The sequence below is a fragment of the Streptomyces sp. NPDC102490 genome (assembly GCF_044765285.1).
In the GTDB taxonomy this organism is placed as follows: domain Bacteria; phylum Actinomycetota; class Actinomycetes; order Streptomycetales; family Streptomycetaceae; genus Streptomyces.
The window spans coordinates 1-20,624 of sequence record NZ_JBIWJU010000020.1; the positions used below are offsets into that span (position 1 = coordinate 1).

Sequence of the window (20,624 nt, forward strand, 5' to 3'; positions counted from 1 at the left end):
ACTGCAGGGGGGACCCTGTGGGAGAGTAGGACGCCGCCGAACAATCATTGCGAGGAAACCCCGCACCGGAAACGGTGCGGGGTTTTCTGCGTTCAGGGGTCGGTGAAAAGAGTTGGGGCGGGGCCTTTTGGCCCCGCCCTTTTTTACAGGCGGCCTGCCGCTTTGAGTTCCAAGTAAGCGTCTGCGAGTGCCGGGGGAAGCTCGTCCGGGGTCGCGTCGACGACCGTCACGCCGTGCCGGCGTAGTCGCTCGGCGACGTGGTGGCGTTCCGACTGGGCCTGGGCGGCCGCCGCGGCCTCGTAGACGGCGTCCGTGTGGCCGCGGGCCTCGGCCATCCGCGCGACGTGCGGGTCGGCCACCGAGGCCACCAGGACCGTGTGGCGTTGGGTCAGCTGCGGCAGGACCGGGAGCAGTCCCTCTTCGACCGGGGCCGCGTCGAGTGTCGTGAACAGCACGATCAGGGACCGGCGGGGGGCCGACCGGAGAGCGGTGGCGGTGAGACCGCGCGCGTCGGTCTCCACCAGCTCCGGCTCCAGGGTCGCCATGGCGTTGACCAGGGCGGGAAGGAGGTCACCCGCCGTCCGGCCCTGGAGCAGGGCGCGTACGCGGCGGTCGTAGGCGAGGAGGTCGACGCGGTCGCCCGCGCGGGAGGCCAGGGCGGCCAGGAGGAGGGCGGCGTCCAGGGCGGCGTCGAGGCGAGGGGCGTCGCCCACGCGACCGGCGGAGGTACGGCCGGTGTCGAGGACGAGCAGGATGTGGCGGTCGCGTTCGGGACGCCAGGTGCGGACGGCGACGGTGGAGTGGCGGGCCGTCGCGCGCCAGTCGATGGACCGGGTGTCGTCGCCGGGCACGTACTCGCGCAGGCTGTCGAACTCCGTGCCTTCCCCGCGGGTCAGGACGCTGGTGCGGCCGTCGAGTTCGCGGAGCCGGGACAGTTTGGAGGGGAGGTGCTTGCGGCTGGTGAACGGAGGGAGGACGCGTACCGTCCAGGGGACCCGGTGGGTGCCTTGGCGGGTGAGGAGTCCCAGGGGGCCGTAGGACCGGATCGTGACGCGGTCCGCGTGGCGGTCGCCGCGACGGGTGGGGCGCAGGCGGGTGGTCACGCGGCGGCGCTCGCCGGCGGGCACCGTCAGGCTGTGCCGGGAGGCGGCCGTCTCGGTGCCGGGCCGCCAGCTGCTGGGCGGCCAGGCGTCGCGCAGACGGGCTCGGAGCGGGCGGCCCGACGGGTTGGTGACCGTCAGGGTGACGTCGGCGGTCTCGCCCAGGCGGGCGGAGGTGTCGCCGGAGCGGGTCAGGCCGAGGCGCCGCACGGGGGCGGCCAGGGCGAAGTCGCAGGCGCAGGCGGCGGCCAGCGGGGCGTTGACCGCGAGGATGCCCGTCCAGCTGGGGTCCCAGATGCCGATGGGGACGGAGCCCAGGGCCGCGATGAGCGCGGCGCGTCCGGTGAGTGCCATCAGCGGGGAACGGGGACGTGGGCGAGGATCGCGTTGATGACCGAGTCCGTGGTCACGCCCTCCATCTCGGCCTCCGGGCGGAGTTGTACCCGGTGCCGGAGGGTGGGGAGGGCCAGGGCCTTCACGTCGTCGGGGGTGACGTAGTCGCGGCCCGTCAGCCAGGCCCACGCGCGGGCGGTCGACAGCAGCGCCGTGGCGCCGCGCGGGGAGACGCCGAGGGTGAGGGACGGCGACTCACGGGTGGCGCGGCAGATGTCGACGACGTACGCGGTGATCTCCGGGGAGACGGTCGTCTTGGCGGCCTCCGCGCGGGCGGCTTCCAGGTCGGCGGCACTCGCGACGGGGCGTACGCCAGCTGCGTGCAGGTCGCGCGGGTTGAAACCGGCGGCGTGGCGGGTCAGGACGTCGATCTCGTCCTGGCGGGTCGGGAGCGGGACGGTGAGCTTGAGGAGGAAGCGGTCCAGCTGGGCCTCCGGGAGGGGGTAGGTGCCCTCGTACTCGACCGGGTTCTGGGTGGCCGCGACGAGGAAGGGCTCGGGGAGCGGGCGGGGCGTGCCGTCCACCGTGACCTGGCGTTCCTCCATGGCTTCGAGGAGGGAGGACTGGGTTTTCGGGGGCGTGCGGTTGATCTCGTCGGCGAGGAGGAGGTTGGTGAAGACCGGGCCGGGCTGGAAGGAGAACTCGGTGGTGCGGGCGTCGTAGACCAGGGAGCCGGTGACGTCGCTCGGCATCAGGTCGGGGGTGAACTGGACGCGTTTGGTGTCGAGTTCGGTGGCCGCGGCGAGGGTGCGGACGAGGAGGGTCTTGGCGACGCCGGGGACGCCTTCGAGGAGGACGTGGCCGCGGCAGAGCAGCGCTACGACGAGACCGGTCACGGCGGCGTCCTGGCCGACCACGGCCTTGGCGATCTCGGCGCGCAGGACTTCGAGGGCGGCGCGGGCGTTGCCCGGGGCCGCGGTCTGCCCGGCGTTGTCAGTGGTCGGGTCCATCATGGACGGCGTACCTCTCTTTCGAGGGCGTCGAGTTGGTCGGCGAGTGCGATGAGGGCGGCGTCGTCGCCGGGCGGCGGGCCGAAGAGGAGGGTGTGCAGGGCCTGTCCGTCGCCGTGTGCGCCGTGGAGGTGGGCGGACAGGGCGGGGAGCAGGGACTCGGGCGTGTGCGCCTGGGCGACGGGGACGCCTACGAGAGGGGCGAGGCGGGTGCGGGTGGCGGAGCGAAGAGCGGTGGCGGCGCGGTCGCGGGCGTTCGCCTTGCGGTAGAGGCGGGCGCGGCCTTCGACGGTTTCGGAGGCGCGGATCGCCACGGGGAGTTTTTCGGGCACCAGGGGGCCGAGTCGGCGTGCCCGCCACAGGGCGGCGAGGGCGGCGGCGATGAAGAGCTGGAGGGTGCCCCAGAGCCAGCCGGACGGGAGCAGGTCGAAGAAGCTCCGTTCGTCGTCCGGGTCCGGGAGGTCGGAGAGGGAGGGGAGGTACCAGACCAGGTGGTCGCGGGAGCCGAGGAGTTGCAGGGCGAGCGAGGCGTTGCCGTGCTCGTCGAGGCGGTCGTTGAAGAGGATGTCGCGGGCGCCGAGGACGACGGTGTCGCCCGGGGTGCCTTCCGCCGGTGCCTTCGCGGACGGGTCGGGGATGCGCAGCAGGGTGGCCAGTCGCCGGCTGGGGTAGCAGGTGTCGGCTTCGAGGTGGGTGATGTAGCGGATGCCGCCCGTGTCGGCGTTGCCCGCGCGCCGTGCGGCGGGCAGGTTGCAGGCGGGGGCCAGCGTCGAGTCGAAGCTGAGTGCGGGGTCGGCGGTGACGCCGGGGGCGAGGCGTTCGACGGCGCCGCCGCCGGGGGCGACGAGGACGGTGCGTCCACCGGAGCCGGTCGTCGCCGCGTGCAGTCGCCTCTGCTGGCGCTCCGTCAGGAGATCGGGCACGGCGACCAGCAGGGTGGTGTCCGGGCCGGCCGCGGCCCGCGCTTCCTCCAGGGTGGTGACCACGCGCGTGGAGACCCCCCGGTCGGCGAGGAGTTCGGCGACGGCACGGCTGCCGTAGGGGTCGGCGGAGCGCGGGTCGAGTTCCCCGTGCCGGGTGTCGGAGCGGACGACCGCGATGGCGACGGCCCCGACGAGCAGCAGCACGAGGGCGAGCGCGATGCCCCGCGCGCGGGTCCACACCTGGCGGGCGGTGGGCGAGGCCGCGGTGGTGGGGAGCGTGGCCTCGGTGGTCATTCGGCGGCTCCACGGCGGGTGTCCCGGTCCGCGCGCCCCGTGGGGCTGCCGGTCGCGCTGCCGGCCAGGTGCGGCTTGCTGCGTTCCAGGGCGTGGTCGAGTTCGGCGAGGCGCCGGTACGAGGGTTCGCTGCCGGAGCGGCCGCCGTACGCGACGTCGTCGAAGTCCCGGGCGGCGGCGCGCAGCCGGTCCCGGTGGGCGGGCAGGGCACGGCCCGCCTCGGTGGCCGCCTCGTCGGCGGTGCGGCCGGGGCGGATGTCGAGCAGGGCGCGTTCCTCGAGGGCGCGGACGACGGCCCGCATGCGTTCCTGGACGGCCTGGCTCCAGTGTCCTTGGGCGGCGTGTGCCTCGGCGGCGGCTCGGTGGTCGGCGGCGCTGCGGGGGCGGTCGTCGAAGAGGGCGGGGGCGGAGACGGGACCGCGACGGGGGGCGCCCAGGCGCCACCAGAGGGCACCCAGCACCGCCACGACGGCCACGATGACGACGACCAGGCCGAGCGTCCCCCCGGGAGTCGCGGTGGACGCCCTGCTGAACAGCCCTTCGATCCAGTCCCAGAAGGCGTTCAAGGCCCGCTGGAACCAGCCGGGGTCGTTCTCGTGGTACATGCGTTTGGACAGCTCGCGCCGGGCAGCCTCCCGTGCCGGGTCGCGCGGGATCGTCACCGGCGGTTCGTCGCCGGAGCGCGCCACCGTTCGTACGGCGGCGCGTGACAGCACCTCGGTGACAGCTCCCCCCGCCGGACCCACCCCGTCAGCTCCCCGGAACGGCGCCGGAGGCGCCGGAGCCCTGGGTGCCGGCGGCGCGGGCCAGTTCGAGGTCGAGGGCCTCGCGGCGGATGCGCTGGTCGATGTAGAGCAGCACGGTCACGCCCGCCGTGATCGGGAAGGTGATCATGGAGCCGATCACCGAGCCGATGCCGCTGACGACGAGGAACGTCCAGCCGAGGTCGCCGGTGCCCTCCAGGAAGCCGCCGACGCCGTCGCCGCCGAGGGCCGCGGCGAGGAAGGCGAAGGGGATCACGATGATCGACGCGACGACGTTGGCGATGACCGTGGCGAGCAGCTGGATGCCGAAGACGCGCCACCAGGAGCCACGCACCAGCTTCACCGAGCGGCCCATGGCCTTCTTGATGCCCTGCTTCTCCAGCATCAGGGCGGGGGACGCCAGCGAGAAGCGGACCATGAGCCAGATCGCGACGACGCCGCCCGCCAGGAAGCCCAGGGCGGTCAGAGCCACCCCGGCCTCGCCGCCCGCGGTCGCCGTGACCAGGAGACCGGGTGTCATGCCGGCCATGAGGAGTCCGGCGACGATGAGCAGCAGCAGGACGATCAGGCCGAACAGCTTCAGCACCCGGGGGCGGGCGTCCCGCCACGCCTCGCCGGTGGTCACCGGCCTGCCGAGTACGGCGCGGCTGGTGACGCTGGTGAGCAGGGCGGTGGCCAGGACGGTGCCGATCAGGGAGATCAGGAAGATGACGCCCGAGTTGATCGTGGTGTCGGCCAGCGCGTCGCCGAGTTCGCTCAGGGTGGCGTCGGGGTCGTTGAGGACCTCGCTGCTGGAGTCGTCCAGGACGAGTCCCTGGAGCAGTACGACGATGACCTCGGTGAAGATGGCGACGGTCAGGGAGATGCCGAGGACGGTGCGCCAGTAGGTGCGCATGGTGGAGACCGCGCCGTCGAGGATCTCGCCGACACCGAGCGGGCGGAGCGGGATCACGCCGGGCTTGGCCGCGGGCGGGGGACCGCCCCAGCCGCCTCCCCAGCCGCCGGGGGCGCCGTAGCCGCCGTAGCCCCCGTGCCGGCCGCCGGGACCTCCGTGGCCGCCGTAGCCGCCTCCGGGGGGTGCGGGTGGCGGGGTGCCCCAGCCCGGGCCCGGCGGTGGCGGAGGCGGGGCCTGGCCCTGGTCCGCGGGGCCGGTGGGCGCGGACCACTGGCCGGGGGGCGGCTGCTCCTTGGACCACTTCGTGCCGGGGCTCGTCGGTTCCGCGCCCGGCCGGTCCGCGGGCGGCGCGGGCTGATCGGGGCCGGCGGGGCGGTCGGCGGGCCCGGCGGGGCCGGACGCGCCGGGCTCGTGCCCGTCGGACGGGGCGGATCCGGGCGATGCCCAGCCCGGAGTGTCGTTCATCGTCGCTCCTTCACGGTGCCCGTCCGCGGTCGCGGCGGCAGGTTGGCAGCCATCGTGCCATGGGGGCGTCGGGTGCGGACCGGGCGCGGTAGGGGCTCGGCACCTTCAATTGTCCGTCGTACACGGGGCAGACTGACCGCATGGCTGATCAGGACGCGCGAAACGGTGAGGACAAGCGGCCGACCGGAATACCGGTCCTTCGCTGGGAGGAACCCCCCGAGGGCCCGGTGCTGGTGGTGCTGGACCAGACCAGGCTGCCGGCCGAGGAGGTCGAGCTGGTGTGCACGGACCCGGCCGTGCTGGTGGAGGCGATCCGCTCGCTCGCCGTGCGCGGGGCACCGCTGCTGGGCATCGCGGGCGCCTACGGGGTCGCGCTCGCCGCCGTGCGCGGCTTCGAGGTCGAGGAGGCCGCGGCGGAGCTGGCGGGCGCCCGCCCCACCGCGGTGAACCTCGCCGTGGGAGTACGACGGGCGCAGGGCGCGCACCAGGAGGCGCTCGCCAGGACCGGTGACCCCCGGCAGGCGGCCGCGGCGGCGCTGGCCGCGGCGCGGGCGCTGCACGAGGAGGACGCCCGGGCCAGCGCCCGGATGGCCGTGCACGGGCTGGCGCTGCTCGACGAGCTGCTGCCCGCCGGCGGGCACCGCGTCCTCACGCACTGCAACACCGGTTCGCTGGTGTCGGGCGGTGAGGGGACCGCCTTCGCGGTGGCGCTCGCCGCGCACCGGTCGGGGCGGCTGCGACGCCTGTGGGTGGACGAAACGCGTCCCTTGCTGCAAGGTGCTCGCCTGACGGCATTCGAGGCGGCCCGCAACGACATGGCGTACACCTTGCTCACCGACAACGCGGCGGGTTCGCTGTTCGCGGCGGGAGAGGTGGACGCCGTGCTGGTCGGCGCGGACCGCATCGCGGCCGACGGTTCGGTGGCGAACAAGGTGGGGAGCTATCCGCTCGCGGTGCTCGCGCGGTACCACCATGTGCCGTTCATCGTGGTGGCTCCGGTCACCACGGTGGATCCGGGCACGCCGGACGGGGCGTCCATCGAAGTGGAACAGCGCCCCGGACATGAGGTGACCGAGGTCACAGCACCCCAGGTGTCGGTGGCGGGAGCGGGAGGCGGGATTCCGGTGGCACCCCTGGGGACCCAGGCGTACAACCCGGCGTTCGATGTGACTCCGCCCGAACTGGTGACGGCGATCGTCACCGAGGAGGGCGTGGTTTCGCCCGTGACGGCCGAGGCCCTGGCCGCGCTGTGTGCCAGGTCACGCCAGGTAACGATTAGCTAATGGGATGATGTCGTTTATGAAGGGACGAGTCCTTGTCGTCGACGACGACACCGCACTGGCCGAGATGCTCGGCATTGTGCTGCGTGGTGAGGGTTTTGAGCCATCTTTCGTAGCCGACGGCGACAAGGCGCTGGCCGCCTTCCGGGAGACCAAGCCCGACCTGGTACTGCTCGACCTGATGCTGCCCGGCCGGGACGGCATCGAGGTGTGCCGCCTGATCAGGGCGGAGTCGGGTGTGCCGATCGTGATGCTGACGGCGAAGAGTGACACCGTCGACGTCGTGGTGGGTCTGGAGTCCGGTGCCGACGACTACATCGTGAAGCCGTTCAAGCCGAAGGAGCTGGTGGCCCGCATCCGGGCGCGCCTGCGGCGGTCGGAGGAGCCGGCGCCGGAGCAGCTCGCCATAGGCGATCTGGTCATCGACGTGGCCGGTCACTCCGTGAAGCGGGACGGGCAGTCGATCGCGCTGACGCCGCTGGAGTTCGACCTGCTGGTGGCGCTGGCCCGCAAGCCGTGGCAGGTGTTCACGCGCGAGGTGCTCCTCGAGCAGGTCTGGGGCTACCGGCACGCCGCCGACACCCGCCTGGTCAACGTGCACGTCCAGCGGCTGCGCTCCAAGGTCGAGAAGGACCCGGAGAAGCCGGAGATCGTGGTGACCGTCCGCGGCGTCGGCTACAAGGCCGGACCGAGCTGACATGGCCAGGGACAGTGCCGCTTCGGCGCCCGGGTCCGAGGCCCGTGCCGGACGGCCTGTCGGCCACCGGAGCGCCGGCTCCCGCTTCTTCGGCCGGGTGCTGGAGGGCGGGCTGCTGCACGGCGGGGTGCAGGGCAGCCCGGTGCTCCGTCTGTTCGTGCGCTGGGTGCGCCGTCCGCTGCTGCCGGTCATGCGGCTGTGGCGGCGCAACATCCAGCTCAAGGTCGTCGCCACCACCCTGCTGATGTCGCTGGGCGTGGTGCTGCTGCTCGGCTTCGTGGTGATCGGTCAGGTCCGCAACGGCCTGCTGGACGCCAAGGTGAAGGCCTCCCAGAGCCAGGCCACCGGAGGTTTCACGGCGGCCAAGCAGAAGGCCGAGGAGGCGGCGAGCGCCAACGGCGACGACGGCACCCCCGCGGACGGGCGCCCCGCGCAGAACGTCATCCAGTGGATGAGCGAGCTGGTGAAGTCGCTCTCCAGCGGCGGCCAGAGCGCCTTCGACGTGGTCACCCTCCCCATGGGCGGGGAGAGCGGCAGCGGACGCGGTCCGCGCGCCTCCGGGTCGGTCGACTGGGCGGTCAGCGTCCCCGAGGACCTGCGGGAGCGGATCGACGGCGACACCGCGGCCGCCCAGAGCTACACCCGGATCGTCTACAACTCCGACCAGGCGTCCCAGCCCGGACTGGTCATCGGCAAGCAGGTCAACGACCCGAACGGCGAGCCGTACCAGCTGTACTACCTGTTCCCGCTCACCCAGGAGGAGAAGTCGCTCAGCCTGGTCAGGGGCACGCTGGCGACGGCCGGGCTCTTCGTCGTCGTACTGCTGGGGGCCATCGCCTGGCTCGTGGTGCGCCAGGTCGTCACGCCGGTACGGATGGCGGCGAGCATCGCCGAGCGGCTGTCCGCGGGACGGTTGCAGGAACGGATGAAGGTCACCGGCGAGGACGACATCGCGCGGCTCGGCGAGGCCTTCAACAAGATGGCGCAGAACCTGCAGCTGAAGATCAGCCAGCTGGAGGACCTGTCGCGGATGCAGCGGCGGTTCGTCTCCGACGTGTCGCACGAGCTGCGGACGCCGCTGACGACCGTACGGATGGCGGCCGATGTCATCCACGACGCGCGCGTGGACTTCGATCCGGTGACCGCGCGGTCGGCCGAACTGCTCGCCGACCAGCTGGACCGGTTCGAGACGCTGCTCGCGGACCTGCTGGAGATCAGCCGCTTCGACGCGGGCGCCGCCGCCCTGGAGGCGGAGCCGATAGACCTCAGGGAGGTCGTACGGCGCGTCGTCAGCGGTGCGGAGCCGCTCGCCGAGCGCAAGGGCACGGGGATACGCGTCGTCGGCGACCAGCAGCCCGTCGTCGCCGAGGCGGACGCCCGGCGCGTGGAACGCGTGCTGCGCAACCTCGTCGTCAACGCCGTCGAGCACGGTGAGGGCCGGGACGTCGTCGTCAAGCTCGCCGCCGCCGGGGGCGCGGTCGCCGTCGCGGTGCGCGACTACGGCGTCGGACTCAAGCCGGGTGAGGCCACCCGGGTCTTCAGCCGCTTCTGGCGGGCCGACCCGGCACGCGCGCGTACCACCGGCGGTACGGGGCTCGGCCTGTCGATCGCCCTGGAGGACGCGCGGCTGCACGGCGGCTGGTTGCAGGCCTGGGGCGAGCCCGGGGGCGGCTCGCAGTTCCGGCTGACGCTGCCCAGGACCGCGGACGAGCCGCTCAGGGGTTCGCCGATACCGCTGGAGCCGAAGGACTCGCGCCGCAACCGCGGGCTCCACGACGCGGGCCTGGACAACGCCGCGGTGGCGCACGGCGCGGACCGGCCGGTCGGCGTCCCGGCGCAGGCGTCGGCCGGGCAGGCCGCCGCGGTGCCCGCGCGGGGCCCGATAACGCCGCGGTCTTCTGCGGTGGCCCCGACGGCCGATCCGACGGCGCTGCCGGGCAACGGCGCGCGCGTGGTGCCCAGGCCCGCGTCGGGCGCCCGGAGACAGGACGACGGGCCGGCGGCCGAGGCGGCGAACCGCCCGGACACCGCTCCCGAGGACACGAGCAGGCAAGGGGAGGCATCTCGTGGGCGCTGACCGCGGGAGGGGCGGTCGGCGCGGGCCGGCCCGCGTGGTGGCGTGCGCCGTCGGCGGTGTCCTACTGCTGGCCGGATGCGCGTCCATGCCCGACAGCGGGGACCTCCGGGGCGTGGAGTCCACGCCCCGGCAGGACCCGCAGGTGCGGGTGTTCGCGATGCCGCCGCAGGAGGACGCGCCGCCCTCCGACATCGTGCAGGGCTTTCTGGAGGCGCTGACCAGCGACGACCCGCACTACGAGACGGCGCGCAAGTACCTGACCGGCGCCGCCGCCAGGAACTGGCGCCCGGACGAGTCGGCGACGGTGCTCGCGGGCGGCCCCGGAACGGAGTCCGACCACTCGGGCAACCGCGAGGACGCCAACGACTACTCGGTGACCCTGACCGGCACCAAGGTGGCCACGGTGGACGGGCAGCAGTCGTACGCGCCGGCCGGCGGCGCTTACCGCGAGTCGGTGCACCTCAGCCGGGACGGCAAGACCAAGCAGTGGCGCATCGACGTGCTGCCGCAGGGCGTCGTCATGGGCAAGTCCGACTTCCAGCGCAACTACATGTCGGTCAACCGGTACTACTTCGCCTCGAACACCGCGGTGCGCGCGGACGCCGATTCCGGACCGGTCCGGGAGCCGGCCGCCGTCGCCGATCCCGTCTATGTGCGCCGGCGCGTGGACCCGATGACCCAGGTGGTGCGTTCCCTGCTGAGCGGGCCGACGAGCCTGCTGGGCCCCGTGGTCAGGTCCAGCTTCCCGACCGGGACGGCGCTTGCGAAGGACGACGTCTCGCTGACACCCGACGACCGCAGCAAGCTGGTCGTTCCGCTGAACGACAAGGCGGCCCGGGCCGGCGCGGACAAGTGCGACGAGATGGCCGCGCAGCTGCTGTTCACGCTGCGGAACCTCACCCCGGCGGTGGAGGAGGTCGAGCTGCGCTCGGGCGGGGAGCAGTTGTGCTCGCTCTCCGAGGACCGCGCCGAGACGGTGGCGACGCGCGGCTCGGCGCAGCGGCCCGACTACCTGTACTTCGTCGACGAGAAGGACCGCCTGGTGCGGCTCGCCGCCGGCAGCAACGGGACCCGGGCCGAACCCGTGCCCGGCCCGCTGGGGGAGGGCCACCGGGCCCTGCGGTCGGTGGCGGTGTCGCGGGACGAGCACAGCGCGGCCGGGATCGGTCTCGACAACAAGTCGCTGTACGTCGGTTCGCTGGCGTCCGGCGGTTCGCTCGGCGACCCCGTGCTGACCAGCCAGGGCAAGTCGGAGACGGACCGGCTGACCCCGCCCAGCTGGGACACGCAGGGCGACCTGTGGATCGCCGACCGCAACCCGGCCGATCCGCGGTTGCTGCTGCTGAAGGACGGCACGGGCGATCCGGTGGAGGTGCGGACACCGGGGCTCGACGGGCGAGTCCAGTCCGTGCGGGTGGCCGCCGACGGGGTGCGGATCGCGCTCGTCGTGGAGAAGGACGGCAAGCGCTCGCTGCTCATCGGACGGATCGAACGGGACGGGAAGGCGGGCGAACCGTCCGCGGTCACCGTGCTCGAACTGCGCTCCGCGACCCCCGAACTGGAGGAGGTCACGGCCATGTCCTGGGCCGGTGACGCCCGGCTCGTGGTGGTCGGCCGGGAGCGCGGGGGCGTACAGCAGATCGGATACGTCCAGGTCGACGGCTCGACGCCGGAGGCATCGGTGCCCGCGGCGCTGACCGGCGTCAAGGAGATCGCCGCGACCGAGGACGAGCAGCTGCCGCTGGTGGCGTACTCGGAGGACCTGATCGTGCGGCTGCCGTCCGGGCTCCAGTGGCAGAAGGTGACGGAGGGGACCGCGCCGGTCTATCCGGGGTGAGGTGTCCGGCCGGGTGGGGGCCGACCGGGTTGTCCACAGGACGCCGGGCCGGGTTTTCCACAGGCCTGGCAGGTCTCCGCGTACGTGGGCACAGTGGTGGCCATGCGGGGATTACGGACAGTGCGGACAGTGCGGGCATGGTGGGCGGACGTCACGGACCTGGTGCTGCCGGCCGAGTGCGGCGGCTGCGGCAGGGCTCGCGCGGTGCTGTGCCTCCGGTGCCGTACGGCGCTGAGCGGAGACCCGCCGCGCCGCGCGCGTCCTGATCCGGAGCCGCCCGGTCTACCTGCGGTGTACGCGGCCGCGCCGTACGCGGACGAGGTGCGGGCAGCGCTGCTCGCCCACAAGGAGCGGGGCGTGCTGGCCCTCACGGCACCGCTCGGCGCGGCACTGGCGGGAGCGGTGCGGGCGGGGCTCCGGGAGGCGCGGGCGGCGCCGGGCGGCGCGGGGGCCGATGACGCGGGTGGCCCACGGGCGCGGGGGCCGGTGCTGCTGGTGCCCGTGCCGTCGGCACGCAGAACGGTGCGGACGCGCGGGCACGATCCGGCGCGGCGGATCGCCCTCGCGGCGGCGGGGGAGCTGCGGCGCACCGGGGCGCCGGTCCGGGTGCTGGCGGTGCTGCGGCAGCGGTACGCCGTGGCCGACCAGTCCGGCCTCGACGCCCGGCGGCGGCTGGACAACCTCGCGGGCGCGCTGGCGGTGGCTCCCGGCGGTGGCGGGCTGTTGCGCGGTGGGACGGTCGTCCTGGTCGACGACCTGATGACGACGGGGGCGTCGCTGGCCGAGGCGGCCCGCGCGGTGCGTGCGGCGACGGCCGCCGCCGTTGAGTCGAGGGCCTGGCCGGGCACGTACGGGAGGGCGAGATCGGCTGTGTATCCGGCGACGGCGGGGGAAGGCAGAGAAGAACGGAAGACCGGGCCCCGAATGGCGGGTCAGTACGGAGGCGGTGGCGTGACCGGCGTGACCAGTGAAGCGATCTGCGCGGCAGTGGTCGCGGCTTCACCAGATGCCTTCGAAATAAACCGGAACTGACTGAGGACTTACGTCGTTGCAGGTAATGAGAGAGCCAATTCACCGGAACGGAGGTACGCGGCGGTAGAGGGTGACGACATCCGTCCGGGCGAGATATGTTCGGTTGTGAGGCAAAGCCGCAGGCCACACCTCTCATATCCGAATGCCGTGCTGCGGGTTTCACCGTCATCACCCGCACCGGTGGAGTGGAGATCTCGCCCGCGGGGGAGGAGGTGGACGTCACCGAGTCCGAGGTTCCGGGATGGACCGGAACCTGGTGCAAAAGGGAGATGCTCCGCCGTCGAAGCGGAGCGATCCGGGAACGGAGTTCTGCGTGGACATCGTCGTCAAGGGCCGCAAGACCGAGGTGCCCGAGCGGTTCCGGAAGCACGTGGCCGAGAAGCTGAAGCTGGAGAAGATCCAGAAGCTCGATGGCAAGGTGATCAGCCTCGACGTCGAGGTGTCCAAGGAGCCGAACCCCCGGCAGGCCGACCGCTGTGACCGAGTGGAGATCACGCTCCGCTCCCGCGGTCCGGTGATTCGGGCGGAGGCGGCGGCGAGCGACCCCTACGCGGCGCTCGACCTGGCGGCGGAGAAGCTCGGCGCACGGCTGCGCAAGCAGCACGACAAGCGCTTCTCGCGCCGCGGCGCGCGCCGGATCTCGGCGGCCGAGGTCGCCGACCACGTACCCGGCGCGGCGACGCTCAACGGGAACGGCGACGTCGTCCCGACGGAGAAGCAGGACGGCGTACCCACCAAGAAGATCGGCTCGCTGGAGGTCCAGGGCGACGGCCCGCTCGTCGTCCGGGAGAAGACCCACGTAGCCGCACCGATGTCCCTCGACCAGGCGCTCTACGAGATGGAGCTGGTCGGGCACGACTTCTACCTGTTCGTCGACTCCGAGACGAAGGAGCCCAGCGTCGTCTACCGGCGGCACGCCTACGACTACGGCGTGATCCACCTGACCACGGACACGATGGTCACCCAGGCGCACGCCCCCGACGCGGGCGACGCGCTCGGCGGCTGATACACCCCGCCGGGTGACAGCTGTGCGGTGCCCCTGGAGCGCGTGTGCGCCCCCAGGGGCACCGTCGTGCGACGGTGCGTGAGGGTGTGCGACCCCAACGCTGCCCGTTCGGTCACCCCGCTGTCCGCCGGACATGGAATCATGGCGGCAACGGCCCAACCGGTGGGTCGTTGCTCTGGGTTGGCGATGGCTCAGGACCACGTGCCACAGCCTTCAGGGGGAGGAACGATGGCGGACAGTTTCGGACCGATGCGGGGCGCGGGCGTCGACCACGGGATCGGCGACGGGGCCTCCGGCATGGGCCCGGACGCGGACGCGGGCTCCGCACGCGAGGAGCCGATCAGGGTGCTGGTCGTGGACGACCACGCCCTCTTCCGCCGCGGCCTGGAGATCGTGCTGGCGGCCGAGGAGGACATCCAGGTCGTCGGCGAGGCCGGTGACGGCGCCGAGGCCGTGGAGAAGGCCGCCGACCTGCTGCCGGACATCATCCTGATGGATGTGCGGATGCCCAAGCGGGGCGGTATCGAGGCCTGCACCTCCATCAAGGAGGTGGCACCCAGCGCCAAGATCATCATGCTGACGATCAGCGACGAGGAAGCCGACCTCTACGACGCGATCAAGGCCGGTGCCACCGGTTATCTCCTCAAGGAGATCTCGACGGACGAAGTGGCCACCGCCATTCGCGCGGTGGCCGACGGGCAGTCCCAGATCAGTCCCTCCATGGCGTCGAAACTGCTCACCGAGTTCAAGTCGATGATCCAGCGGACCGACGAACGGCGACTGGTGCCCGCGCCGCGGCTCACGGACCGCGAGCTGGAGGTCCTCAAACTCGTCGCCACCGGGATGAACAACCGCGACATCGCGAAGGAACTGTTCATTTCCGAGAACACCGTCAAGAACCACGTGCGCAACATCCTGGAGAAACTGCAACTGCACTCCAGGATGGAGGCCGTGGTGTACGCGATGCGGGAGAAGATCCTCGAAATCCGCTGAGCGGTCCCGGTCCAGGTCTCGGCCCAGATCCGGCCCCGGCCCGGTCCTCGGTCAGGCGAGCAGCCGGGCCAGTTCCCGGGTGAGGGGCTCGCGCAGTTCCGGTGCCTCGACCCGCTCCACGCGTACGTCCGTGCAGTCCACCCAGCTCGCCGCCTCGACCAGCGCCTGGGCGACTGCCGGGGCCGCCTTCGGGCCGTCCAGCGTGACCTGCTTGGCGACCAGGGTGCGCCCCTCGCGGGCCGGGTCCACGCGGCCGACGAGCCGTCCGCCGGCCAGGACCGGCATCGCGAAGTAGCCGTGCACCCGCTTCGGCTTGGGCACGTAGGCCTCCAGCCGGTGGGTGAAGCCGAAGATCCGCTCCGTGCGCGCCCGTTCCCAGATGAGGGAATCGAAGGGTGAGAGCAGCGTCGTGCGGTGACGGCCGCGCGGGGGAGTCTCCAGGGCCGCCGGGTCCGCCCAGGCGGGCCGGCCCCACCCCTGCACCGTGACCGGCACCAGGCCCGAGTCGGCGATCACGGCGTCGACCTGCTCGGCCTTGAGGCGGTGGTAGTCCGCGATGTCCGCGCGCGTGCCCACGCCCAGGGACTGACCGGCCAGGCGGACCAGGCGGCGCAGGCACTCGGTGTCGTCCAGGTCGTCGTGGAGCAGCGCGGCCGGGACCGCGCGCTCGGCCAGGTCGTACACCCGCTTCCAGCCGCGCCGTTCCACGCACACCACCTCGCCGTACATGAGCGCGCGCTCGACGGCGACCTTCGTGCCCGACCAGTCCCACCACTCGCTGGTCTTCTTGGCGCCGCCCAGCTCCGTCGCGGTGAGGGGGCCCTCGGTGCGGAGCTGCTTGACGACGCGGTCGTAGTCGCCGTCGGGGAGGTGGTGGTTCCAGTGCGGGCGGTTGCGGTAGGCGCGGCGGCGGAAGGCGAAGTGGGGCCACTCCTCGATGGGGAGGATGCAGGCGGCGTGCGACCAGTACTCGAAGGCGTGGGTGTCCGTCCAGTACGCGTCGTCGACGGTCCGGCGGCCGACCGCGCCCAGGCGGGCGTACGGGACGAGTTCGTGGGAGCGGGCGAGGACCGAGATGGTGTCGAGCTGCACCGCGCCCAGGTGACGGAGGACGCCGCGGACGCCTGCGCGGCGGTCGGGGGCGCCGAGGAAGCCCTGTGCGCGGAGGGCGAGGCGGCGGGCCTCGTCGGCGGACAGTTCCGTGGTGGGGGGCGGGAGGGTCGTCATACGTCCGCACGATAGGGGGTGGGTCTGACAGTGGGGGTGGTGTGGGAGTGGGTGCGGGGAGGGGGAGGTGGGTGCGGTGGGCCGGGGTTCAGGTGGCACCCGGGGGGAGTGCGGGGGCGGGGGGCGCGGGCCGGCGCTTGCCGGGTGCCGCTGCGCCCACCCGTGCCGCCCCAGCGGCACGACTGCCCGCAGCGACGGGGGGATGGGGGAGGCACGGCTGCCCGTAGCGACGGGGCGGCGCGGCTATGCCTGGGCCGGCAAGTACGGGGACGTGGAGGGGAGGGCGAGGTCTGAGGGGAGGAGGGAGCCGACCCAGCAGTCGCGGCGTACGCCCTTGTTGTTGAGCGCGGAGCGCAACGTGCCCTCCATGGTGAAACCCGCGCGTTGGGCCACCGCGCGGGAGGCCGTGTTGCCGACCTCGGCGCGCCACTCCAGGCGGTCCACGGCCCGCTCGGTGAAGGCCCAGCGGGCGACGGCGACGGCTGCCTCGGTGGTGTAGCCCCGGCCGCGGTGCTCCTTGGTGCCCCAGAACCCGATCTCGCCGACGCCCAGGGAGATCATCGTGACGCCGAGCATGCCGACCAGGTCCCCGGCGGGGAGGAAGAGGCCGAAGGTGAACATGGAGTCGTTCGCCCAGCCGTCGGGGACCAGCTGCTCCGCGAAACTCCGCGCGTGCTCCGGGAGGTAGGGGGCGGGGACCGTCGTCCAGCGCTGGATGTCGGGGTCCTGGCAGGCTGCGTACACGGCGTCGATGTCCTGCGGGCCGACCGTGCGCAGGACGAGGCGGTCGGTGGTGAGCGTGACGGGTTCCATCGGCCGATTCTGCGCGGAGCCCGGTGGCGGCGCCAATGCTTTGCCGTGCGTGAACGTCCGGTCACCTCGCGTGTGATTCGCCGGAGGGGTGCGGCACCATCCGCGGGGCCCGGACGTTGAAAGGGGTGACAGCAGACAGGGATGCTGGATGTGAGGAGTGGACGACGGTCCCCGTTGCGGCAGGCCTCCCGGGGCGGCGGGGTCCTCGCATACGATGGCCGTTGCTCAGTCCGTCACAGGAAACCGACCGTCCCAGGCCCGACCGGCAAGGAGACCAACCCCCGTGTCCGTCCTCTCCAAGATCATGCGTGCAGGCGAAGGCAAGATCCTGCGCAAGCTGCACCGCATCGCGGACCAGGTCAACTCCATCGAAGAGGACTTCACCGACCTCTCCGACGCCGAGCTGAGGGCCCTCACCGACGAGTACAAGCAGCGCTACGCCGACGGTGAGAGCCTGGACGACCTGTTGCCCGAAGCCTTCGCCACGGTCCGCGAGGCCGCCAAGCGCGTCCTGGGCCAGCGCCACTACGACGTGCAGATCATGGGCGGCGCCGCCCTGCACATGGGCTACGTGGCCGAGATGAAGACCGGTGAGGGCAAGACCCTCGTCGGCACGCTGCCCGCCTACCTCAACGCCCTGTCCGGCGAGGGCGTGCACATCGTCACGGTCAACGACTACCTGGCCGAGCGCGACTCGGAGATGATGGGCCGCGTCCACAAGTTCCTCGGTCTGGACGTCGGCTGCATCCTGGCCAACCAGACGCCGGCCCAGCGCCGCGAGATGTACGCCTGCGACATCACCTACGGCACGAACAACGAGTTCGGCTTCGACTACCTGCGCGACAACATGGCGTGGTCCAAGGACGAGCTCGTCCAGCGCGGCCACAACTTCGCCATCGTCGACGAGGTCGACTCCATCCTCGTCGACGAGGCCCGTACGCCGCTGATCATCTCCGGCCCGGCCGACCAGGCCACCAAGTGGTACGGCGACTTCGCCAAGCTGGTCACCCGCCTGAAGAGGGGCGAGGCGGGCAACACCCTCAAGGGCATCGAGGAGACCGGTGACTACGAGGTCGACGAGAAGAAGCGCACCGTCGCCATCCACGAGTCGGGCGTGGCCAAGGTCGAGGACTGGCTGGGCATCGACAACCTCTACGAGTCGGTGAACACCCCGCTGGTCGGCTACCTGAACAACGCCATCAAGGCCAAGGAACTGTTCAAGAAGGACAAGGACTACGTCGTCCTCGACGGCGAAGTCATGATCGTCGACGAGCACACCGGCCGTATCCTCGCCGGCCGCCGCTACAACGAGGGCATGCACCAGGCGATCGAGGCGAAGGAAGGGGTGGACATCAAGGACGAGAACCAGACGCTCGCCACGATCACCCTCCAGAACTTCTTCCGCCTCTACAAGCGCCACGACCACAACGGCAAGGAACAGCCCGGTCTGTCCGGCATGACCGGTACGGCGATGACCGAGGCCGCCGAGTTCCACCAGATCTACAAGCTCGGCGTGGTGCCCATCCCGACCAACCGGCCGATGGTCCGCAAGGACCAGTCGGACCTGATCTACCGCACCGAGGTCGCCAAGTTCGAGGCCGTCGTCGACGACATCGAGGAGAAGCACCGCAAGGGCCAGCCGATCCTCGTCGGCACCACCTCGGTCGAGAAGTCCGAGTACCTCTCGCAGCAGCTCAGCAAGCGCGGTGTCCAGCACGAGGTGCTGAACGCCAAGCAGCACGACCGGGAGGCGACGATCGTCGCCCAGGCGGGCCGCAAGGGCGCGGTGACGGTGGCCACGAACATGGCCGGCCGCGGTACGGACATCAAGCTCGGCGGCAACCCCGAGGACCTCGCCGAGGCGGAGCTGCGCCAGCGCGGCCTCGACCCCGAAGAGCACATCGAGGAGTGGGCCGCGGCCCTGCCCGCCGCCCTGGAGCGGGCCGAGCAGGCGGTCAAGGCCGAGTTCGAAGAGGTCAAGGAGCTGGGCGGCCTCTACGTCCTGGGCACCGAGCGGCACGAGTCGCGGCGCATCGACAACCAGCTGCGCGGTCGTTCCGGCCGTCAGGGCGACCCCGGCGAGTCCCGCTTCTACCTCTCCCTGGGCGACGACCTGATGCGGCTGTTCAAGGCCCAGATGGTCGAGCGCGTGATGTCCATGGCGAACGTGCCGGACGACGTGCCGATCGAGAACAAGATGGTCACGCGCGCGATCGCGTCCGCCCAGTCGCAGGTCGAGACCCAGAACTTCGAGACCCGTAAGAACGTCCTGAAGTACGACGAGGTCCTCAACCGTCAGCGTGAGGTCATCTACGGCGAGCGTCGCCGCGTCCTGGAGGGCGAGGACCTGCAGGAGCAGATCCAGCACTTCATGAACGACACGATCGACGCCTACGTACAGGCCGAGACCGCCGAGGGCTTCCCGGAGGACTGGGACCTCGACAGGCTGTGGGGCGCCTTCAAGCAGCTCTACCCGGTGAAGGTCACCGTCGAGGAGCTGGAGGAGGCGGCCGGCGACCGGGCCGGCCTGACCGCCGACTACATCGCGGAGTCCATCAAGGACGACGTCATGGAGCAGTACGAGGCGCGCGAGAAGCAGCTCGGCTCCGAGATCATGCGCGAGCTGGAGCGCCGGGTCGTCCTGTCGGTCCTGGACCGCAAGTGGCGCGAGCACCTCTACGAGATGGACTACCTCCAGGAGGGCATCGGCCTGCGCGCGATGGCGCAGAAGGACCCGCTGGTCGAGTACCAGCGCGAGGGCTTCGACATGTTCCAGGCCATGATGGAGGGCATCAAGGAGGAGTCCGTCGGCTACCTGTTCAACCTGGAGGTCCAGGTCGAGCAGCAGGTCGAGGAGGTCCCGGTGGAGGACGCGGCGCCGTCGCTGGACAAGGGCGCCCAGGACGCGGTCCCGGCCCAGGCGGGCGCCCGTCCGGAGATCCGGGCCAAGGGCCTCGACGCGCCGCAGCGCCGGGACCTGCACTTCTCCGCGCCGACCGTGGACGGCGAGGGCGGTGTCGTCGAGGGCGAGTTCACCGACGGCGAGCCCGCGCAGGCCCAGTCGGACGGACTCACGCGCGCGGAGCGCCGCAAGCAGGCCAAGGGCGGACGGCGCCGCAAGAAGTGACGGTGCGGTGCCTGCGGGCGCCGCGGCGGTGGGAAGGGCCGGTCACCTCGGGTGACCGGCCCTTCGGCCTGCCGGGGCGGTCAGTCGTCGTCCGCGCGGGGCCTCGGCGGGCCGCCCAGTTCCACCGCCGTGCAGCGCCAGCGCAGGTCCCGGCCCTGCTCCAGGCGGAACGCCAGGGCGCGGAGCCGGTCGCCCGCGCCGATGCGTGCGAAGACCTCCAGGGCGCCCGGCCGGGGCTCGAAGTAGCCGATGTCGCGGACGACGGGGGCGGCGCCGCGGGTGCGCAGCGGGCCTCGTTCGGCGAGGTGGGCCAGGTCGTCGTAGGCGCGGCCGAGGGTGTGGCGGAGCATCGAGTGCACGGGACGCCGTCCGCTGAGAACGCCCACGAGGAGCTCGGCGAAGTGGTCGGTGGGCCGCAGTTGCGGGACGGGCCGGCGGGGCGTCTGAGCGGGGACGACAGGCGCCGCGGAGGGCCGGGTGACCCGTCGGTGGCCCTCCGGTGCGGTCCGCCCCGCTACGGGGGCCGTGGCGGGGGCCGCGGGGAGGGCGAGGGCCCAGGCCGTGACGGGGCCGGGGGTGGGGCCCGTGGCGGGGGCGGCCGGCCCGGTGGGGGGACCCGGCCTCGTGCCACGGCCGCCGGGTCCGGCCGTGGGCGGACGGGTGTCCGCCGGCCGCGTACGGGACCGCTGGGACCGGCCCGGAGCCCCGGGCGGCCGCCCACCGGACGCCGCGGCACGCGCTCCACGCACCC

16 protein-coding genes are annotated in these 20,624 nt (G+C 72.5%); 8 read left to right on the forward strand and 8 right to left on the reverse strand.

The features are described 5' to 3' along the window. Positions 1-143 precede the first annotated feature (143 nt). From ACIRGB_RS34200 to ACIRGB_RS34220, 5 genes are read right to left on the reverse strand one after another with little or no spacing between them, the layout of a single operon-like run. Positions 144-1,454, reverse strand: coding sequence for a DUF58 domain-containing protein (locus ACIRGB_RS34200; RefSeq protein WP_403873120.1), 1,311 nt, complete (start codon positions 1,452-1,454; stop codon positions 144-146). Continuing rightward, positions 1,454-2,443, reverse strand: a complete 990-nt coding sequence (locus ACIRGB_RS34205; protein WP_403873123.1) for an AAA family ATPase — start codon at positions 2,441-2,443, stop codon at positions 1,454-1,456. The genes ACIRGB_RS34200 and ACIRGB_RS34205 overlap by 1 nt, the downstream gene beginning before the upstream one ends. After that, on the reverse strand, positions 2,443-3,660 hold the full coding sequence (locus ACIRGB_RS34210) for a DUF4350 domain-containing protein (protein ID WP_403873126.1): 1,218 nt from the start codon (positions 3,658-3,660) through the stop codon (positions 2,443-2,445). The genes ACIRGB_RS34205 and ACIRGB_RS34210 overlap by 1 nt, the downstream gene beginning before the upstream one ends. Beyond that, positions 3,657-4,376, reverse strand: a complete 720-nt coding sequence (locus ACIRGB_RS34215) for a DUF4129 domain-containing protein (protein WP_403873129.1) — start codon at positions 4,374-4,376, stop codon at positions 3,657-3,659. The genes ACIRGB_RS34210 and ACIRGB_RS34215 overlap by 4 nt, the downstream gene beginning before the upstream one ends. Positions 4,377-4,410: 34 nt before the next feature. Continuing rightward, on the reverse strand, positions 4,411-5,784 hold the full coding sequence (locus tag ACIRGB_RS34220; protein ID WP_403873132.1) for a glycerophosphoryl diester phosphodiesterase membrane domain-containing protein: 1,374 nt from the start codon (positions 5,782-5,784) through the stop codon (positions 4,411-4,413). A gap of 140 nt (positions 5,785-5,924) precedes the next feature. Here ACIRGB_RS34220 and mtnA point away from each other — a divergent pair, with 140 nt between their 5' ends. From mtnA to ACIRGB_RS34255, 7 genes are all read left to right on the forward strand, one after another. Then, the gene (gene mtnA, locus ACIRGB_RS34225; RefSeq protein WP_403873135.1) at positions 5,925-7,067 is read left to right on the forward strand and encodes an S-methyl-5-thioribose-1-phosphate isomerase; all 1,143 of its coding nucleotides are present in this window, start codon (positions 5,925-5,927) and stop codon (positions 7,065-7,067) included. 4 nt (positions 7,068-7,071) lie between these two features. After that, entirely contained in the window at positions 7,072-7,761 is a 690-nt protein-coding gene (mtrA, locus tag ACIRGB_RS34230) for a two-component system response regulator MtrA (RefSeq protein ID WP_003975799.1), read from the forward strand. 1 nt (position 7,762) lies between these two features. Further along, positions 7,763-9,838, forward strand: a complete 2,076-nt coding sequence (gene mtrB, locus ACIRGB_RS34235) for a two-component system sensor histidine kinase MtrB (RefSeq protein ID WP_403873138.1) — start codon at positions 7,763-7,765, stop codon at positions 9,836-9,838. Next, positions 9,828-11,675 carry an LpqB family beta-propeller domain-containing protein gene (locus ACIRGB_RS34240; RefSeq protein ID WP_403873141.1) on the forward strand — a complete coding sequence of 616 codons (1,848 nt, stop codon included), beginning with the start codon at positions 9,828-9,830 and terminating at the stop codon, positions 11,673-11,675. Before mtrB ends, ACIRGB_RS34240 begins: the two co-directional genes overlap by 11 nt. A 129-nt stretch (positions 11,676-11,804) precedes the next feature. Continuing rightward, the gene (locus ACIRGB_RS34245) at positions 11,805-12,707 is read left to right on the forward strand and encodes a ComF family protein (RefSeq protein WP_403873143.1); all 903 of its coding nucleotides are present in this window, start codon (positions 11,805-11,807) and stop codon (positions 12,705-12,707) included. Positions 12,708-13,020: 313 nt separating this feature from the next. Further along, complete coding sequence (hpf, locus tag ACIRGB_RS34250) at positions 13,021-13,713, forward strand: ribosome hibernation-promoting factor, HPF/YfiA family (RefSeq protein ID WP_016326377.1); 693 nt, start codon at positions 13,021-13,023, stop codon at positions 13,711-13,713. A 228-nt stretch (positions 13,714-13,941) separates the two neighbouring features. Next, positions 13,942-14,706, forward strand: coding sequence for a response regulator (locus tag ACIRGB_RS34255; RefSeq protein WP_403873147.1), 765 nt, complete (start codon positions 13,942-13,944; stop codon positions 14,704-14,706). A 51-nt stretch (positions 14,707-14,757) separates the two neighbouring features. Here ACIRGB_RS34255 and ACIRGB_RS34260 read toward each other — a convergent pair whose 3' ends face one another. Together ACIRGB_RS34260 and ACIRGB_RS34265 are read right to left on the reverse strand one after the other, a co-directional pair. Beyond that, a complete protein-coding gene (locus tag ACIRGB_RS34260; protein ID WP_403873149.1) occupies positions 14,758-15,933 on the reverse strand; it encodes a winged helix-turn-helix domain-containing protein in 1,176 nt (391 codons plus the stop codon). A gap of 243 nt (positions 15,934-16,176) precedes the next feature. Then, positions 16,177-16,746: a GNAT family N-acetyltransferase gene (locus ACIRGB_RS34265; RefSeq protein WP_403873152.1), complete on the reverse strand. Its 570-nt coding sequence runs from the start codon at positions 16,744-16,746 to the stop codon at positions 16,177-16,179. Between the two features lie 283 nt (positions 16,747-17,029). Between ACIRGB_RS34265 and secA the strand changes: the two genes are divergently transcribed. Next, positions 17,030-19,873 carry a preprotein translocase subunit SecA gene (gene secA, locus ACIRGB_RS34270; RefSeq protein WP_403873155.1) on the forward strand — a complete coding sequence of 948 codons (2,844 nt, stop codon included), beginning with the start codon at positions 17,030-17,032 and terminating at the stop codon, positions 19,871-19,873. Positions 19,874-19,953: 80 nt separating this feature from the next. On the opposite strand, the gene ACIRGB_RS34275 is transcribed toward secA, so the two are convergent. Then, positions 19,954-20,223 carry an Rv3235 family protein gene (locus ACIRGB_RS34275; RefSeq protein ID WP_403873158.1) on the reverse strand — a complete coding sequence of 90 codons (270 nt, stop codon included), beginning with the start codon at positions 20,221-20,223 and terminating at the stop codon, positions 19,954-19,956. Positions 20,224-20,624: the final 401 nt, after the last annotated feature.

Bases quoted from the DNA above. Each gene is read 5' to 3' on its own strand.
- ACIRGB_RS34275 (WP_403873158.1), bottom strand. From the start codon at position 20,223: ATGCTCCGCCACACCCTCGGCCGCGCCTACGACGACCTGGCCCACCTC.
- ACIRGB_RS34200 (WP_403873120.1), bottom strand. From the start codon at position 1,454: ATGGCACTCACCGGACGCGCCGCGCTCATCGCGGCCCTGGGCTCCGTC.
- ACIRGB_RS34205 (WP_403873123.1), bottom strand. From the start codon at position 2,443: ATGGACCCGACCACTGACAACGCCGGGCAGACCGCGGCCCCGGGCAAC.
- ACIRGB_RS34260 (WP_403873149.1), bottom strand. From the start codon at position 15,933: ATGACGACCCTCCCGCCCCCCACCACGGAACTGTCCGCCGACGAGGCC.
- mtrA (WP_003975799.1), top strand. From the start codon at position 7,072: ATGATGTCGTTTATGAAGGGACGAGTCCTTGTCGTCGACGACGACACC.
- mtnA (WP_403873135.1), top strand. From the start codon at position 5,925: ATGGCTGATCAGGACGCGCGAAACGGTGAGGACAAGCGGCCGACCGGA.
- ACIRGB_RS34265 (WP_403873152.1), bottom strand. From the start codon at position 16,746: ATGGAACCCGTCACGCTCACCACCGACCGCCTCGTCCTGCGCACGGTC.
- ACIRGB_RS34210 (WP_403873126.1), bottom strand. From the start codon at position 3,660: ATGACCACCGAGGCCACGCTCCCCACCACCGCGGCCTCGCCCACCGCC.
- ACIRGB_RS34255 (WP_403873147.1), top strand. From the start codon at position 13,942: ATGGCGGACAGTTTCGGACCGATGCGGGGCGCGGGCGTCGACCACGGG.
- mtrB (WP_403873138.1), top strand. From the start codon at position 7,763: ATGGCCAGGGACAGTGCCGCTTCGGCGCCCGGGTCCGAGGCCCGTGCC.
- ACIRGB_RS34220 (WP_403873132.1), bottom strand. From the start codon at position 5,784: ATGAACGACACTCCGGGCTGGGCATCGCCCGGATCCGCCCCGTCCGAC.